Origin of the sequence: Modestobacter excelsi, assembly GCF_005930495.1 — a bacterium.
GTDB classification, from domain to species: domain Bacteria; phylum Actinomycetota; class Actinomycetes; order Mycobacteriales; family Geodermatophilaceae; genus Modestobacter; species Modestobacter excelsi.
This window is the reverse complement of the sequence record NZ_SJEX01000010.1, coordinates 35,654-51,960: the sequence shown is the minus strand read 5'-3', so window position 1 is coordinate 51,960 and position 16,307 is coordinate 35,654. Positions and strand designations below refer to the sequence as shown.

Below are 16,307 nucleotides of genomic sequence, written 5' to 3'. Positions count from 1 at the left end.
ACGAACCGCCCGTGTTCGGGCTCCGCCGACGACCCGTGCACGTGCGGCCTGAGGACGCCGCCCAGCGGCGTCGCAGTACCGGTCGCTGTACTGCCACCGCCTGCGCTGGAGCCCTGCGCCCCGGATGTGGCGCTATCCGCCCGGATGAGCCGTGTCAGCGAGCTCGTGAGCGATGGCGGCAGCGGTCTCACCGAGTGCTGCCGCCCAGACCGGTACTCGGTCTCGAGAGCACCGGGCCGTGGGCGCGGCCACCGACAACGCAGCCTCGGCGACCCCGCCGGCAGCCGGGACGGCGACCCCCACGGCCGTGAGTCCGGCCTCGGTCGCCTCGTCGTTGACGGCGAAGCCCCGACGCCGGATCGTGCGGAGCTCACGCTCCAGCGCGGCCGACTCATCCGCCTCGAGCGGAGCGAGGACCGCGGCGAGCTGGGCCGGGTCGAGCGTGGCGAGCACCGCCTTGCCCCCGGAGGTCAGGTGCGCCGGCAGCGCCCGACCGGTGCGGTCGCCGACCCGCAGCACGCGATCGCACTCGACGGTGGCGACGAACCGGACGTCCGGGCCGGCCAGGACCAGCACGTTGGCCGTCTCACCGACCGCGTCGACGAGGCGCCGCAGGTGCGGTAAGGCGACCTCCCGGAGGGCGGCAACCGGCGCCTGCTGCACCGCCCCCCGCCGCAGAACCGGGCCGGGGCCGTACCGGCGGTCCGACAACTGCTCGGCGAAGTCCCGGTACACCAGCGTGCCCAGCAACCGATGAGCGGTCGAGACGGAGATGCCGACCCGGGCGGCGACGTCGGTCACCCGCATCGCCCCCTCCTGCTGGAGCAGGGTCGCCAGCAGCAACGCCGAGTCGACGGAGCCCACCGTGTACGTCGGTCTGTTCTGCATGACAGAAAAGGCTATCCCCCTGAACGGGAGACGCGAGACGCTCGAACGAAGCCCGCTCGTGTCACGTCAGGGAGAGAAGGCGAACGTGCAGTTCTACCTCAACGGCTACCGCCCCGGGGACCCGCTCGTCGAGCAGCCACATCCTTCCGTGGCGGACCGGCCCGAGGGCGTACCGGACGAGGTCGACGTCCTGATCGTCGGGTGCGGGCCGGCCGGACTGGTGCTGGCCGCGCAGCTGGCCGCGTTCCCCGAGATCACCACCCTGGTGATCGACCGCCGCGAGGGTCCCCTCGAGATCGGCCAGGCCGACGGCGTCGCCTGCCGCACCGTGGAGATGTTCGAGGCGTTCGGGCTGGCCGATCAGCTCGTGGCCGAGGGCTACTGGGTCAACGAGGTGTCCTTCTGGCGACCGGACCCCGAGGCGCCTGCGCGCATCATCCGGACCGGCCGGATCGACGACGTCGAGGAGGGGCTGTCGGAGTTCCCCCACGTCATCGTCAACCAGGCCCGGATGCTGGCCTACCTCCGCGACGCGATGGCGCGCTCCGCCAGCAAGCTGGAACCGACCTACGGGCTGCACGCGAGCGACCTCACCATCGATGCCGAGCTCGACCCGGAGCACCCGGTCATCGTCACCCTCCAGCACCTGCAGGACGGCAGCGAGACCGGCCGCACCTCCACCGTCCGGGCGCGGTACGTCGTCGGCTGCGACGGCTCCCGCAGCAGCATCCGGACGGCGATCGGCCGCGAACTGGTCGGCGACCCGATGAACCAGACCTGGGGCGTCATGGACGTCCTGGCGGTCACCGACTTCCCCGACATCCGGCTCAAGAGCGCCATCCTGTCCGCCAACCAGGGCAACCTGTTGATCATCCCGCGCGAGGGTGGCTACCTGGTCCGCCTCTACATCGAGCTGGACCAGGTCAACGACCGGGAGATGCTGGACGAGCGCAGCGTGACGCCGGAGAAGCTGGCCGCCGTCGCCAACCGCGTGCTCCACCCGTACCGCATCGACGTGAAGGAGGTCGGCTGGTGGTCGGTCTACGAGATCGGCCAGCGGCTCTGCGACGGGTTCGACGACGTGCCTGCCGACGAGGTCGGTAGCCGACAGCCGCGGGTGTTCATCGCCGGCGACGCCTGCCACACGCACAGCGCCAAGGCCGGCCAGGGCATGAACGTGTCCATGGCCGATGCCTGGAACCTGGGCTGGAAGCTGGCCGGCGTCCTGCGGGGCACGGCCCGGCCGGAGCTGCTGCACACCTACTCCGCCGAGCGACAGGCCATCGCCCAGGAGCTCATCGACTTCGACCGCGAGTTCGCCGCCATGTTCAGCGCACCCCCGAAGGAGTCCGGGGACGGCGAGGGCGAGGGCGTGGACCCGGCGGAGTTCCAGCGGTACTTCGCCGCCCAGGGGCGTTTCACCGCCGGGGTCGCGACCCGGTACACGCCCTCGATGATCACCGCCGGGCCGGAGTTCCAGCACCTCGCCACCGGTTTCCCGATCGGCATGCGCTTCCACTCCGCGCCCGCGATCCGGCTGGCCGACGCGAAGCCCGTGCAGCTGGGCCACGCCGCCCGGGCCGACGGCGCCTGGCGCCTCTACGTGTTCGCCGACCCCGCCGATCCGTCCTCGGCGGGCTCCCCCACCTGGGCGCTGTGTGACTTCCTGGCCGCGGAGAAGTCACCGGTCGCCCGGTACACCCCGGTCGGTGCCGACCCCGACTCCGTCATCGACGTCCGCGCCGTCTACCAGCAGGGGCACCGCGACGTCGCCGTCGATCAACTCCCTCCTGTGCTGCGGCCGAGGAAGGGCAGGTTCGGGCTCGTGGACCACGAGAAGGTCTTCTGCCCCGATCCGCGGGCGGGCGACCTCTTCGATGCCCGCGGCATCGACCGGGCGGCCGGCTGCATGGTGCTCGTCCGCCCCGACCAGTACGTGGCCGCCGTGTTGCCCCTGCACGCACACGACGAGCTGGCCGAGTTGCTCGCCGGCGTGCTGGTCGACGCCCGCTGACCCCGTCGGCGGCGTGCCACCAGCTGCTGAGCAGGAGGCGGAGGACGGCGATCAGTGCGACCGGCTGACCGATGCCGACGCGGGCGGCTACGGCCGCCGTCGTCTGCGCGGTCGCGATCCCCCGCTCCCCACGGACCAGGGCGACCGGGCAGCACGCCGCACCGACCTCCTCGAGGCGCAGCAGGACCGGACGCACGGCAGCCGGATCGGACGGGACGGCCCATCCCCCGTCGACCGGCCGCACCGAGTGCTCCGCGATGTGCGCCTCGACGACCGAACTGGTCCCCGGGTCCGGCGGCAGCAGCCTGAACCGGCCGACCGCCTCCGCAGGGGTGGCGTACACCCGCATCTCCCGCGGTGCCGAGCCGCCTGGATCCCGGTGCGACACCCCGATCGGGGTGTCGATCATCGCAAGCCCCTGCACCCCGGGCCCACACCTCGAAGCCGTACGACGCCCGCCAGCCGCTCTCGCCGTGCCCGGAGAGGTCGACGGCCGCGACGCGGTGTTCGTCGGCGAGCCAGGTGCCAGGTGGTCCCACCACCGGGCGCTCGCGCCGTGCCCGTGCACGAGGAACACGAGCGGTCGCCCGAGTTCACCCGAGGTCAGGTACGAGATCGATGCGCCGTCCCGGCCGACGGTTGACGAATCGGCGAGCTGAACAGCAGCCGGACAGTGTGTCGTTCAGGCGACGGGCAACCGCACTGCGACACAGGAAGCCCAGCCGACGGAACCCCTGCATCGCCGACGACCCCGGCCGCCCGCTCAGGGCGCGTGATGCGCCAGCACGTCGGTGATGAAGGCGTTGGCCGGTGGCGCCAGCGCCTCGTGCGCACCGACGAAGAGGCGGTGCGCGCGGGCTCCCGGCCAGTCGTCGGACAGCAGTTCGACCGGCAGGTCGGGATCTCGGAACGGGAAGTGCCGATAGTCGGCGACCAGCTCGATCCGGAGCCGCAGGGCCTCAGGGCCGGACAGTGCGGCCAGCTCGGCGCCCGGTGACAGCCCTTCCAGGCGGCCGACCAGGTCCTGGTAGTCAGTGGCTGAAGACGACCGGCTGCCCGGTTCTCCAGTCCTTGTAGAAGATGTCCACGCCGTCCTTGGTGGTGTAGGTGCCCATCGGGTCTCCCGGTGATGTGTCCTCTGCACGGGCCGTCGGGTGCGTGCGACGAGGACCTTCCTCGCGGCGCTCCGGGGCGCGCATCGGTCAAGTGACCGTCTCGCCGGCCGCGTCGGTCATCACGGAGATGCCCGTCGATCGACCGATGCCTCGGGGTCGGGGCGCGGCGCAGAGTTCCGGCCGGAGCCGCCGCCGCACGGGCCCGCGGTCCAGCGGAGCACGAGGAGTCAGCACCATGGGACAGCTCGAGGGCAGGACGGCGCTGGTCACCGGCGCCACCAGTGGGATCGGCCTCGCGACCGCACGTCGGTTCGCCGAGGAGGGCGCGCAGGTCGTCATCACCGGGCGCCGGCAGGAGTCGCTGGAGAAGCGCTCGCCGCCTTCGACCGTCCCGTGAGCGGCGTCCGCGGCGACGTGAGCGACCTCCCCGACCTGGACCGACTGGCCGAGGTGTCGACGACCTCGGCACCGGGCTGGACGTCCTGTTCGCCACTGCGGGCGGTGGCGAGTTCGCCGCGCTCGGGGAGATCATCCCGAAGCACTGCGCCGCGACGTTCGACAGCAACGTGTTCGGGACGCTGTTCACGCTGCAGAAGATGCTGCCGCTGCTCAACGACCACGCCTCGGTGGTGCTTGCCGGCTCCACCTCCACCCTGCACGGGACGCCGCCTTCGGTGTGTACGCCGCGTCGAAGGCCGCCATCCGGTCGTTCGGCCGCACCTGGGCGGTCGAGCTCAGGCTGGCGGAGGCGGTCATTGACGTGGTAGACGAACTACCCACCTCCGACCGGGCACGAGAGTGCCCGAGGAGCCGAACGCGCCCGAGCACAGTTCCATCTCCCAGCCCCCTTGAGGTGCCGATGCAGGACGACCAGCGCTCACCAGCGCGGATCAGCGTGATCATGCCGTGCTTCGACCAGGAGGCTTACCTGCCGGGCGCGGTCGCCTCTCTGCTCGCACAAACGTGTACCGACTGGGAGCTGGTCGTGGTAGACGACGGCTCGCCCGGCGACGTCGAGGCCGCTCTCGGGGCCGAGCTGCATGACCCGAGGGTCCGGATCGAGGCGTTTCCCGCCAACCGAGGGCTGGGCGCGGCCCTGAACCGCGGGCTCGACGTGGCGGTCGGGGACTTCATCACCTACCTGCCGTGCGACGACCGCATGCACGTCGACCACCTCGCGTCCCTGGTCACCCTGCTCGGCGCCCACCCGGAGGCACCGTTCGTCTTCTCGGGGCTGAGGCACGGCCAGGACCAGACCACGACCGGTCGCGTCGACGGTGAGCCGCTGCAGCTCATCCAGGTCATGCACCGGCACACGCGGAAACGCTGGCTCGAGCGTGCCGAGCTCACGACGGACGACCTGGAGCGGATGTTCTGGTCCCGGCTGTCCGCATCGGCGGAGCCACCGCTGGGGACCGGTGCCGTGACCGCCACGTGGGGAAGCCATCCCCGGCAGCGCCACCGGGTCCTTCGCGAGCCCTGGGGTGGGCTGAACCCGTATCGGGTGCGTTACGGGGTCCAGGAGCCGTTGCGTCTGCAGAGCTCCGTCGGTCATCTCCACGACGAAGTCAGCCACTACCGGCGTTTCCGCGAACGTCCCGCCACTCCCCCAGCGCCGGACGGGCTCCGGATCCTCCTCGTCGGGGAACTGGCCCACAATCCCGAGCGCATCCTCAGCCTCGCAGAACGCGGCCACACCCTCTACGGGCTGTGGACCGACGACCCCGTGTGGTTCAACACGGTCGGGCCGCTCCCCTTCGGCCACGTCGAGGATCTGCCGAGACAGGGGTGGCGCGCGGCGGTCGAGGAACTGCGCCCCGACCTGATCTACGCGTTGTTGAACTGGCAGGCGGTGCCCTTCGCACACGAGGTCCTCATGGCCGGATTCGACATCCCGTTCGTCTGGCACTTCAAGGAGGGTCCGTTCTTCTGCCTCGAGCGTGGCCTCTGGCCGCAGCTGGTGGACCTGCACCTGCGATCTGACGGACAGATCTATTCCAGCCCCGAACTCCGGGACTGGTTCGCAGCCACCGTGCCGCAGACCCGCTCGGGGATGAGCCACGTCCTCGACGGTGATCTGCCGAAGGCCGAATGGCTCACGGGTGAGCCCTCACCTCTGCTCTCCGAGCGTGACGGGGAGGTCCACACCGTGATCCCGGGCAGGCCGATGGGTCCGCATCCCGACGTCATCGAGCAACTCGCCCGGCACGGCGTGCACGTGCACCTCTACAGCGAGAAGGCCCACCTGCAGATGAAGGAGTGGGTGGACGAGGTGGGGAGGCGAGCGCCGCGCCACTTCCATCTGCATCCTCAGGTCGATCAGCATGGCTGGGTGGAGGAGTTCTCCCAGTACGACGCCGGATGGCTGCATGACGTCCGCAGCCACAACGGTGGCGACCTGCACGCCGCCACCTGGGACGACCTCAACTACCCCGCGCGGATGGGCACGCTGGCCGCAGCAGGCCTGCCCATGATCCAACCCCGGAACGACGGGTCCATCGTCGCAACGCAGACGCTGACGGCAGCCCGGGGGCTGGGGCTCTTCTACTCGGACCCGCAGGAGCTGGCCCGGGCGCTGACTGACACGCCGGCCATGTCGGCTCTGCGTCGGAACGTGTGGGCGCAGCGCAGTCAATTCACCTTCGACGCGCACGTGAGCGACCTCGTTGCCTTCTTCCGCACCGTCATCGCAGGCCGGGACGAACGAGGAGGCCCTGACCTGCTCGCAACGGCATGACGAGGAGCACGCGCCCGGACGCCGGGCCGGACCTCGGCCCGGTGCTCGGGTGGCGTGCGGCTGAAGCGCGCGTCCTCGTCGTCGAGCCGCTGCGGGTGGGAGCGGATGGAGCGTGCGCACCTGCCGGTGGACCGGTCGCACAATGCCCCTCGCTGTCGGGCCGATGACCGGGTGGTCGTTCCCTCCGGCGGCCGTCTGCGCCGCCCGGCCGTCACGCTCGCACGTTGCCCGGGGCGCGCGAACCGAGGACGGCGCCGCGCCGCTACGTCATGCGCTCCGCGTGCCGAGCACCGACCGCCCACCTAGGTTGGCCGTCGTGGAGTTCCGACGCCTCGGTCGTTCCGGCCTGTCCATCTCGCAGATCGCCTACGGCAACTGGCTGACCCATGGCAGCCAGGTCGAGGAGGACGCCGCGCACGCCTGCGTGCGGGCCGCCCTCGACGTGGGGATCACCACCTTCGACACCGCCGACGTCTACGCCCAGACCAAGGCCGAGTCCGTCCTCGGCCGGGCGCTGGCCGGCCAGCGCCGCGAGGGTCTGGAGGTCTTCACCAAGGTCTACTGGCCCACCGGGCCGGGCGCCAACGACCGCGGCCTGTCCCGCAAGCACATCACCGAGAGCTGCAACGCCTCGCTGAAGCGGCTGCAGACCGACTACGTCGACCTCTACCAGGCGCACCGCTACGACGCCTCGGTGCCGCTGGAGGAGACGATGACCGCCTTCGCCGACCTGGTGCGGCAGGGCAAGGTGCTCTACCTGGGCGTCTCGGAGTGGCGCGCCGAGGAGATCGCCGCCGCCGCCGAGCTGGCCCGGGAGCTGGAGGTCCAGCTGATCAGCAACCAGCCGCAGTACTCGATGCTGTGGCGGGTCATCGAGTCCGAGGTGGTGCCGACCAGCGAGAAGGAGGGCCTCTCGCAGATCGTCTGGTCGCCGCTGGCCCAGGGCGTGCTGACCGGCAAGTACCTGCCCGGGCAGCAGCCGCCGGCCGACAGCCGCGCGAGCCACTCGGCCGTCGGCTTCCAGCTGCAGGGGTTCCTCACCGACGAGGTGCTGACCCGGGTGCAGCAGCTGCGCCCCATCGCCGACGAGCTCGGCCTGTCGATGGCCCAACTGGGGATCGCCTGGGTGCTGCAGAACCCGAACGTCGCCGCGGCGATCATCGGGGCCAGCCGCCCCGAGCAGGTGCACGACAACGTCAAGGCCGCCGGCGTCCAGCTGCCGGCCGAGGTCCTCACGCGCATCGACGAGGTGCTCGGCGACGTCGTGGAGCGCGACCCCGATCAGGTCTTCCTCCCGGCGGACAGGTCTTCCAGGAGCTGAGCGGCCCGCCGGGCCCGAGAATACCTACCCTGACGTCAGGGAAAGGACCGGGGATGACGCTCCGCCGTGCTTCCTCGACCGGCCCTCCCACCCCCCTCCATGCCGGCACCCTGGACTCCCTGGGCACCAGACTGCCCGTTCCGACGTACGACCGGAGTCGGGTGACCACGGGCATCGTGCACATCGGGGTGGGCGGGTTCCACCGGGCGCACGAGGCCATGTACGTGGACCGCTTGATGAACGCCGGGCTCGCGCTCGACTGGGGCATCTGCGGGATCGGCGTCCTCCCCAGAGACGCCGGGATGCGGGATGCCCTGAACGCCCAGGACGGTCTGTACACACTGGCGGTCAAGCACCCGGACGGCTCGGTCGAAGCACGGGTGATCGGCTCGATCGTGGAGTACCTCTTCGCGCCCGACGACCCCGAGGCGGTCCTGGAGAAGATGGCGGCACCGCCCACCCGGATCGTCTCGCTGACCATCACCGAGAGCAGCTACAACGTCGACCCGGTGAGCCGCCGCTTCGATCCATCGGCGTCGTCGATCCAGGCAGACCTCGACGCAGGGGCGACGCCGACCACCGCGTTCGGTCTGGTCACCGAGGCCCTCGCCCGCCGCCGGCAACGCGGCATCCCGCCGTTCACGGTCCTCTCGTGCGACAACCTGCAGGGGAACGGTCGACTGGCCCGCCAGGCGTTCACCGCCTTCGCCGAACTGCGCGACCCGGAACTGGCCTCGTGGATCGACCGTGAGGTGTCCTTCCCGGACGGCATGGTGGACCGGATCACCCCGGCGACCAGGCCACAGGACGTCACCATGATCGAGGAGCGGTTCGGGATCGTCGACGCCTGGCCGGTCGTCTGTGAGCCGTTCGCCCAGTGGGTCGTCGAGGACGACTTCCCCGCCGGCCGCCCGCCCCTGGAGGCCGCCGGTGCGCAGTTCGTCCCCGACGTCGAGCCCTACGAGTCCATGAAGCTGCGCCTGCTCAACGGCAGCCACCAGGCCCTCGCCTACTTCGCCGTCCTCGCCGGCTACCGGTTCGTCCACGAGGCCTGTCAGGACCCCCTCTGGACGCACTTCCTCAGGGACTACATGGACCGCGAGGTGACCCCGACCCTGGATCCAGTCCCCGGGGTGGACCTGGAGACCTACAAGGCAACGCTGATCCAGCGGTTCTCCAACGCCGCGGTCGCCGACACGGCCGCCCGGCTCTGCGCCCAGACGTCGGCGCTGATCCCCAAGTTCGTGCTCCCCGTGGTCCGTGACCAGCTCGCACGAGGAGGAGAGGTGCACCGGGCAGCGGCCGTCGTCGCGAGCTGGGCACGGTTCGCGGAGGGACTCGACGAGCAGGGGCGGCCGGTCCCGCTCGTCGACCGCCGCGCCGATCTCCTGCAGATCAACGCCCGGCGACAGCGGGCGGACCCGCTCGCGTTCCTGACCGAGCGGAGCATCTTCGGGGACCTCGTCGACGAGGAACGCTTCGCGACGCCGTTCTTGCAGGCCCTGGACTGCCTGCACCGGCACGGCGCCCGAGGCACCCTCCAACGACTCACCGAAGGGGCGGACCTCGTGTCCTGACCGGGCCGCGGGCCCGCAGCTGGTGCGCAGACCGGCGCTGCAGCTGCCCAGTCAGCCTGACGTAGCGTGAGCGTCGTGAGTCGAACGCGCCGCGATCACCGCACTCCCCCGGCACTGCCCCGCTCAGGCCTCCGCGTCATCGCCCTGGGCGGACTGGGTGAGATCGGCCGGAACATGACCGTGTTCGAGCACGCCGGCAAGCTGCTGGTCGTCGACTGCGGCGTGCTGTTCCCCGAGGAGCACCAGCCCGGCATCGACGTCATCCTCCCCGACTTCACCTCGATCCGGGACCGGCTCGACGACGTGGTGGCGGTCGTGCTCACCCACGGGCACGAGGACCACATAGGCGGCGTCCCCTACCTGCTGCGGGAGCGGCGGGACATCCCGGTCGTCGGCTCGAAGCTGACCCTGGCCTTCATCGAGGCCAAGCTCAAGGAGCACCGGATCAGCCCGGTCACCCGGCAGGTGGCCGAGGGCGACCGGATCGACCTGGGCCCTTTCGGCCTGGAGTTCCTCGCGGTCAACCACTCCATCCCCGACGCGCTCGCTGTGGCGATCCGGACCGCGGCCGGGCTGGTGCTGCACACCGGCGACTTCAAGATGGACCAGTTCCCGCTGGACCGGCGGATCACCGACCTGCGCGGTTTCGCGCGACTGGGCGAGGAGGGGGTCGACCTCTTCCTGGTCGACTCCACCAACGCCGACGTGCCCGGGTTCACCACGTCGGAGGGCGAGCTGACCCCGGCCATCGAGCAGGTGTTCCGCACCGCGCCCAAGCGGGTCATCGTCTCCAGCTTCGCCAGCCACGTGCACCGCATCCAGCAGGTCCTCGACGCCGCGCGCGAGCACGGCCGCAAGGTCGCCTTCGTCGGCCGGTCGATGGTCCGCAACATGGGCATCGCGCGCGACCTGGGCTACCTGCGGGTGCCCAAGGGCTTGGTGGTCGACCTCAAGGTGCTGGAGAAGCTGCCCGCCGACCAGGTCTGCCTGGTCTGCACCGGCTCGCAGGGCGAGCCCATGGCGGCGCTGTCCCGGATGGCCAACCGCGACCACGTCATCCGGATCGCCGAGGGCGACACCGTGCTGCTGGCCAGCTCGCTCGTCCCGGGCAACGAGAACGCCATCTACCGGATCATCAACGAGTTCACCCGGCTGGGCGCCAACGTGGTGCACAAGGGAAACGCCAAGGTCCACGTCTCCGGGCACGCCAGCGCCGGCGAGCTCGTCTACTGCTACAACGTCGTCCGGCCGCGCAACGTCCTGCCGGTGCACGGCGAGTGGCGGCACCTGCAGGCCAACGCCGACCTGGCGATCCGCACCGGGGTCGACCCGAGCCGGGTCGTGCTCGCCGAGGACGGCGCTGTGGTGGACCTGGTCAGCGGCCGGGCGTCGATCACCGGCGCGGTGCCGGCGAGCAACGTCTACGTGGACGGGTCCACCGTCGGCGGGGCGACCGAGGCCTCGCTGACCGACCGGCGGACGCTGGCCGAGGAAGGCGTGATCACAGTGGTCGCGATCATCGATGCTGACAGCGGACGACTGGCTGAGCCGCCGGACTTCCTGGCGCGGGGCTTCGTGCACGAGGCGGCATCCTTCGACGCCGCGGTGCCGCTGATCGAGAAGGAGCTGGCGCGCGCAGCGGAGGAGGGGGTCACCGCCGTCGACCAGCTCGAGGGGCTGATCGCCCGCGCCGTCGCCAACTGGGCGCACCGCAGCCACCGCCGCAGCCCCATGATCATCCCGGTGGTCATCGACGCCTGACCGACCTGACCCGCCGGGCGGGCGCGGGCCTGAGGCCTCGTGGTCGCCGGCGGGTCGCCCGCGCCCGGTCGGGGTCGCGTGGCTCAACGCGCGGAGGCGCTCTGCCGGGGCAGGCGGGAACACGGTGACACACCCCACGACAACACTTCCCTGACGTCAGGGTATGGTGAGTTCGACGCCGACGGCCTCGTGGTCGTCGCCCTCCGGACCGCCGATGCTCCGGGCTCCGTCGCCGGCGGCCTGACGCCTGCTGCGGCAATCCACACCTCGCACGTCCGGTGCCTCGCGCACGCACTCCTGCTGCGCGGCGCTCCGCAGTGCTGCACGCCCACGCGCCACCAGGCGCATGACCCGGAAACGGTGACATGACCTCTGCTCTGCAGGCGCCGCCCAAGCCGCGCCTGACCCGACCCACCTGGCTCTCCCCGGGAGTCGCCCGCACCGAGGCCCTCGCCGGCATCGTCGTCGCGCTGGCACTGATCCCCGAGGCGATCAGCTTCTCCATCCTCGCCGGGGTCGACCCCCGGGTCGGCCTGTTCTCCTCATTCGTGATGGCCGTGGTCATCGCCTTCACCGGCGGCCGCCCCGCCATGATCACCGCCGCTACCGGTGCCATCGCCCTGGTCGTGGCGCCCCTGGCCCTGGAGCACGGCGTGGAATACCTGCTCGCCGCCGTCGTCCTGGGCGGGGTGTTCCAGGTGCTCCTCGGCCTGGCAGGGTTCGCCCGGTTGATGCGGTTCATCCCGCGAGCCGTGATGGTCGGCTTCGTCAACGCCCTGGCCATCCTCATCTTCATGGCGCAGCTGCCGCAGCTGGTGGACGTCCCCTGGCTGGTCTACCCGATGGTCGCCGTCGGGCTGCTCATCATCGTCGGCCTGCCCCGGCTGACCACGGCGTTCCCCGCCGCTCTGGTGTCGATCGTCGTGCTCACCGGGCTCACCGTCGCCGCCTCGCTCACCGTGCCGAACGTGGGCGACGAGGGGGAGCTCCCGGACAGCCTGCCGTTCTTCGGGATCCCCGACCTGCCGTTCACCCTCGAGACGCTGACGATCATCGCGCCCTACACGCTGGGCGTGGCCTTCGTGGGGCTGATGGAGTCGCTGATGACCGCGAAGCTGGTCGACGATCTCACCGACACCCACTCGGACAAGACCCGTGAGTCCTGGGGCCAGGGCGTGGCCAACATCGCCTCCGGCTTCTTCGGCGGCATGGGAGGGTGCGCCATGATCGGCCAGACCATGATCAACGTGAAGTCAGGCGCCCGCACCCGGCTGTCGACCTTCCTGTCCGGGGTCTTCCTGCTCGTCCTCGTCGTCGCCCTGGGCGACGTGGTGGCACTGATCCCGATGGCCGCCCTCGTGGCCGTGATGATCTTCGTGGCCGCTGCGACCTTCGACTGGCACAGCCTGCGAACCATCCACACGATGCCCCGCAGCGAGACCGCCGTGATGCTGTCCACCGTCGCGGTCACCCTGACCACCCACAACCTCGCCATCGGGGTGGGCGTCGGTGTGCTGGTCGCCTGCGTGCTCTTCGCCCGTCGGGTCGCCCACCTGGTCGACGTCACGAGTGTCACCGACCCTGACGGCTCCACCCGTGTCTACGCGGTGCACGGCGCGCTGTTCTTCGCCTCCAGCAACGACCTCTACACGCAGTTCGACTACGCCGGCGACCCCGCCGACGTCGTGATCGACCTGTCCAACGCCCACGTCTGGGACGCCTCCACGGTCGCCGCGCTGGACGCCATCACGCACAAGTACGCCACCCGCGGGAAGCAGGTCGAGGTCGTCGGCCTCACCGGGCACTCGGCCCACCGCTACGAGCGACACAGCGGCCAGCTCGCCGGTGCCCACTGATGCCGTCGACGAGGTGACCGCCGCCGCACCCCGCACGGCGGATCGACCTCCGGGGCGGTCAGCTGCTGGTCGCCCGACCGCTCCGGACCACCTTCATCAGCGCGTGGGGGGCCTGCACACCCAGGTGCCTTCTACCGGGAACGAACCGTGGTGGCTCCGCACCCGGGCCCGACCACGACGACGGGCCCCCGGTCACCGCCTGGTCTGGGGGTCACCTCGACCGCCAGGGCCCGACTGGCCCACCGGGCAACCGTCACGACCCGCGGGCCGACCGTGCGCCAACTCCACTATCACGTCAGGTCGATCGGGACGGATCGGAGGCTCTGATGGACCAGCGGCAGATGCAGATCGGCGAGGTCGCTGAGCGGACCGGTCCGAGCGTGCGGACCATCCGGTTCTACGAGGAGAGCGGCCTGGTCAGCCCCACTGCCCGCAGCAGCGGCGGCTTCCGGCTCTACACCGGCAGCGATGTCGTGCGGCTGCACGCAATCCGCCGCATGAAACCACTGAACGTCACCATCGAGGAGATCCGCGAGGTCATGAAGATCCTCGACGGCTCCGCGGACGGTCCCCGGCGGCTGGCACCGGAGCGCCGGACCCTCACCTGGTGGAGCGGCTCACCATGTACCGGGAGTTGGCCGACCAGCGCGTCACCGAGCCGCACGCCCAGTGGTCGGCAGCCGCGACCTTCGCCACCGGCCTGCACCTGGAGATCGAGCAGCTTTGACGCCGCTGCCGACTCCGATCGCGAGCGCTCCGGGCTGTGAGGCTCGCCGCCCAGCCGGAGGGAACAACTACGTCACGTAAGGGTTAGATTGTGCAGGCGCTGAGACCGCCGGGGACTGCACACCCCGACCGCGGACGATCGGCGCACCCGCCCGACGGCAGCCTCTGCAGGTCGGGTCCCGACTCGGGGTGCAGCGCCGCACCTCTTCCCACCCGCGCCCATGCGGACACCCGCGCCGGATGGCGCTCGACCCGAAGACGGTGGCATGTCCTCCCTGCCCGCACTGTCCGCACCAGGCCGACCGGCCTGGCTGTCTCCCCGAGTGGCCCGCACCGAGGTCCTCGCCGGCCTGGTCGTGGCGTTGGCGCTGATCCCCGAGGCGATCAGCTTCTCCATCATCGCGGGCGTCGACCCGCGGGTCGGCCTGTTCGCCTCCTTCACGATGGCCGTGGTCATCTCCTTCACCGGCGGCCGCCCGGCGATGATCAGCGCCGCGACCGGTGCCGTTGCCCTGGTCATCGCCCCCTTGGTGCACGAGCACGGGCTGGGCTACCTGCTGGCCGCCGTCGTCCTCGGCGGGATCTTCCAGGTCCTGATCGGGCTGGCCGGGTTCGCCAAGCTCATGCGATTCATCCCGCGCAGCGTCATGGTCGGCTTCGTCAACGCCCTGGCGATCCTGATCTTCACCGCCCAGCTTCCTCAGCTCATCGACGTGCCCTGGCTGGTCTACCCGATGGTGGCCGTCGGGCTGGCCATCATCTTCGGGCTGCCCCGGATCACGAATGCCGTCCCCGCGCCGCTGGTCAGCATCATCGTGCTCACCGTCGTCACCGTGGTCATCGGCATCGCCGTACCGAACGTCGGCGACGAGGGCGAACTGCCCAACAGCCTGCCGTTCCTCGCCCTGCCCGACGTCCCGCTCTCCTTCGAGACGCTGCGGATCATCGCCCCCTACGCACTCGGCGTCGCCTTCGTCGGGCTCATGGAATCGCTGATGACCGCCAAGCTGGTCGACGACATCACCGACACCCATTCCGACAAGACCCGCGAGTCCTGGGGCCAGGGCGTGGCCAACATCGTCACCGGCTTCTTCGGCGGCATGGGCGGCTGCGCCATGATCGGCCAGACCATGATCAACGTGAAGTCCGGCGCCCGCACCCGGCTGTCGACCTTCCTCGCCGGTGTCTTCCTGCTCATCCTGGTCGTGGCCCTGGGCGACGTGGTGGCGATCATCCCGATGGCCGCCCTCGTCGCGGTGATGATCTTCGTGTCGATCGCCACCTTCGACTGGCACAGCCTGCGCACCCTGCACACCATGCCGCGCAGCGAGACCGTGGTGATGCTCGCGACCGTCGCCGTGGTGGTCTGGACCAGCAACCTGGCCATCGGCGTCGGCGTCGGCGTGCTGGTCGCCTGCGTGGCCTTCGCCCGGCGCATCGCCCACCTGGTCGAGGTCACCGCGACCACCGACGACCAGGGCCGCCGGGTGTACTCGGTGCACGGCGCGCTGTTCTTCGCCTCCAGCAACGACCTCTACACCCAGTTCGACTACGCCGGCGACCCCGCCGAGGTGGTCATCGACCTGTCCAACGCCCAGGTGTGGGACGCCTCCACCGTCGCGGCACTCGACGCGATCACCCACAAGTACGAGACTCGGGGCAAGACTGCGACCGTGGTCGGGCTCAGCGACCACTCCGCGGCCCGTTACGAGCGGCACGCCGGGCAGCTGAGCGGAGGTCACTGATGTCCCCCACCGACAGGTCGACGACGGCCCCCACCGCTGAGGAGCGGAGGCCGAACCCCCGCGCGGGGCTCATGCAGATCGGGCAGGTCGCTGAGCGGACCGGGCTGAGCCTGCGCACGATCCGCTGGTACGAGGAGACCGGACTCGTCGTCCCCACCACCCGCAGCGACGGTGGGTTCCGGCTCTACAGCGACGAGGACGTCGAACGCCTCGAGGTCATCAAGCGGATGAAGCCGCTGGGCTTCTCCCTGGACGAGATGCAGGAGCTGCTCAACCTGCTCCACGACCTCACCCACGAGCGTGGCGACCGCGCAGCGTTGATCGACCGGCTTGCGATGTTCCACCAAGCGGCCACCGCCCGGGTCACCGCGCTGCGGGAGCAGCTCGCCTTTGCCGAGGGGTTTGCCGGGACGCTGACCGACCACCTGGACACCCACCGCTGAACACCCTGCCGTGCACGGGTGCCGCGCTGCTCGCGTTCACGCTCGGCATGCTGTCCGTCGCTGTGTTCGCTGGCCGTGGCGCCTGGCGGTACGCGCATCGGGACCTGGCCACCTGAGACGACAC

General features: G+C 70.7%; 12 protein-coding genes and 1 pseudogene. 10 read left to right on the top strand and 3 right to left on the bottom strand.

Annotated features, from left to right (window positions below):
* Positions 1-132 precede the first annotated feature (132 nt).
* Positions 133-888, bottom strand: coding sequence for an IclR family transcriptional regulator (locus FHL80_RS05880; RefSeq protein WP_138732520.1), 756 nt, complete (start codon positions 886-888; stop codon positions 133-135).
* A gap of 85 nt (positions 889-973) precedes the next feature.
* Between FHL80_RS05880 and FHL80_RS05875 the strand changes: the two genes are divergently transcribed.
* Positions 974-2,902 carry an FAD-binding monooxygenase gene (locus FHL80_RS05875; RefSeq protein WP_138732519.1) on the top strand — a complete coding sequence of 643 codons (1,929 nt, stop codon included), beginning with the start codon at positions 974-976 and terminating at the stop codon, positions 2,900-2,902.
* A gap of 763 nt (positions 2,903-3,665) precedes the next feature.
* Here FHL80_RS05875 and FHL80_RS27020 read toward each other — a convergent pair.
* Both FHL80_RS27020 and FHL80_RS26135 read right to left on the bottom strand, forming a co-directional pair.
* A complete protein-coding gene (locus FHL80_RS27020; protein ID WP_369333792.1) occupies positions 3,666-3,884 on the bottom strand; it encodes a PaaX family transcriptional regulator C-terminal domain-containing protein in 219 nt (72 codons plus the stop codon).
* Between the two features lie 49 nt (positions 3,885-3,933).
* Positions 3,934-4,101 (bottom strand): hypothetical protein, encoded by a 168-nt coding sequence (locus FHL80_RS26135; RefSeq protein WP_246078487.1) that lies wholly within the window; start codon positions 4,099-4,101, stop codon positions 3,934-3,936.
* Between the two features lie 151 nt (positions 4,102-4,252).
* On the opposite strand from FHL80_RS26135, the gene FHL80_RS05865 reads away from it, so the two are divergent.
* The 9 genes and pseudogenes from FHL80_RS05865 (at position 4,253) to FHL80_RS05825 (ending at position 16,183) form a co-directional block, all read left to right on the top strand.
* Positions 4,253-4,414 (top strand): SDR family NAD(P)-dependent oxidoreductase, encoded by a 162-nt coding sequence (locus FHL80_RS05865; RefSeq protein ID WP_138732517.1) that lies wholly within the window; start codon positions 4,253-4,255, stop codon positions 4,412-4,414.
* 462 nt (positions 4,415-4,876) lie between these two features.
* Positions 4,877-6,754, top strand: a complete 1,878-nt coding sequence (locus FHL80_RS05860) for a glycosyltransferase family 2 protein (protein WP_138732516.1) — start codon at positions 4,877-4,879, stop codon at positions 6,752-6,754.
* Between the two features lie 316 nt (positions 6,755-7,070).
* Positions 7,071-8,075, top strand: a complete 1,005-nt coding sequence (locus FHL80_RS05855; protein WP_138732515.1) for an aldo/keto reductase family protein — start codon at positions 7,071-7,073, stop codon at positions 8,073-8,075.
* Positions 8,076-8,236: 161 nt separating this feature from the next.
* Positions 8,237-9,652 carry a mannitol dehydrogenase family protein gene (locus FHL80_RS05850; RefSeq protein ID WP_246078486.1) on the top strand — a complete coding sequence of 472 codons (1,416 nt, stop codon included), beginning with the start codon at positions 8,237-8,239 and terminating at the stop codon, positions 9,650-9,652.
* A 75-nt stretch (positions 9,653-9,727) separates the two neighbouring features.
* The gene (locus tag FHL80_RS05845; RefSeq protein ID WP_216870462.1) at positions 9,728-11,413 is read left to right on the top strand and encodes a ribonuclease J; all 1,686 of its coding nucleotides are present in this window, start codon (positions 9,728-9,730) and stop codon (positions 11,411-11,413) included.
* A 365-nt stretch (positions 11,414-11,778) separates the two neighbouring features.
* On the top strand, positions 11,779-13,269 hold the full coding sequence (locus FHL80_RS05840) for a SulP family inorganic anion transporter (protein WP_138732513.1): 1,491 nt from the start codon (positions 11,779-11,781) through the stop codon (positions 13,267-13,269).
* A gap of 326 nt (positions 13,270-13,595) precedes the next feature.
* Positions 13,596-13,754, top strand: a pseudogene (locus FHL80_RS26130) (MerR family DNA-binding transcriptional regulator); the annotation flags it as partial.
* Between the two features lie 564 nt (positions 13,755-14,318).
* Positions 14,319-15,740 carry a SulP family inorganic anion transporter gene (locus FHL80_RS05830; protein ID WP_246078485.1) on the top strand — a complete coding sequence of 474 codons (1,422 nt, stop codon included), beginning with the start codon at positions 14,319-14,321 and terminating at the stop codon, positions 15,738-15,740.
* Positions 15,740-16,183, top strand: a complete 444-nt coding sequence (locus FHL80_RS05825) for a MerR family transcriptional regulator (protein WP_138732510.1) — start codon at positions 15,740-15,742, stop codon at positions 16,181-16,183. The genes FHL80_RS05830 and FHL80_RS05825 overlap by 1 nt, the downstream gene beginning before the upstream one ends.
* Positions 16,184-16,307: the final 124 nt, after the last annotated feature.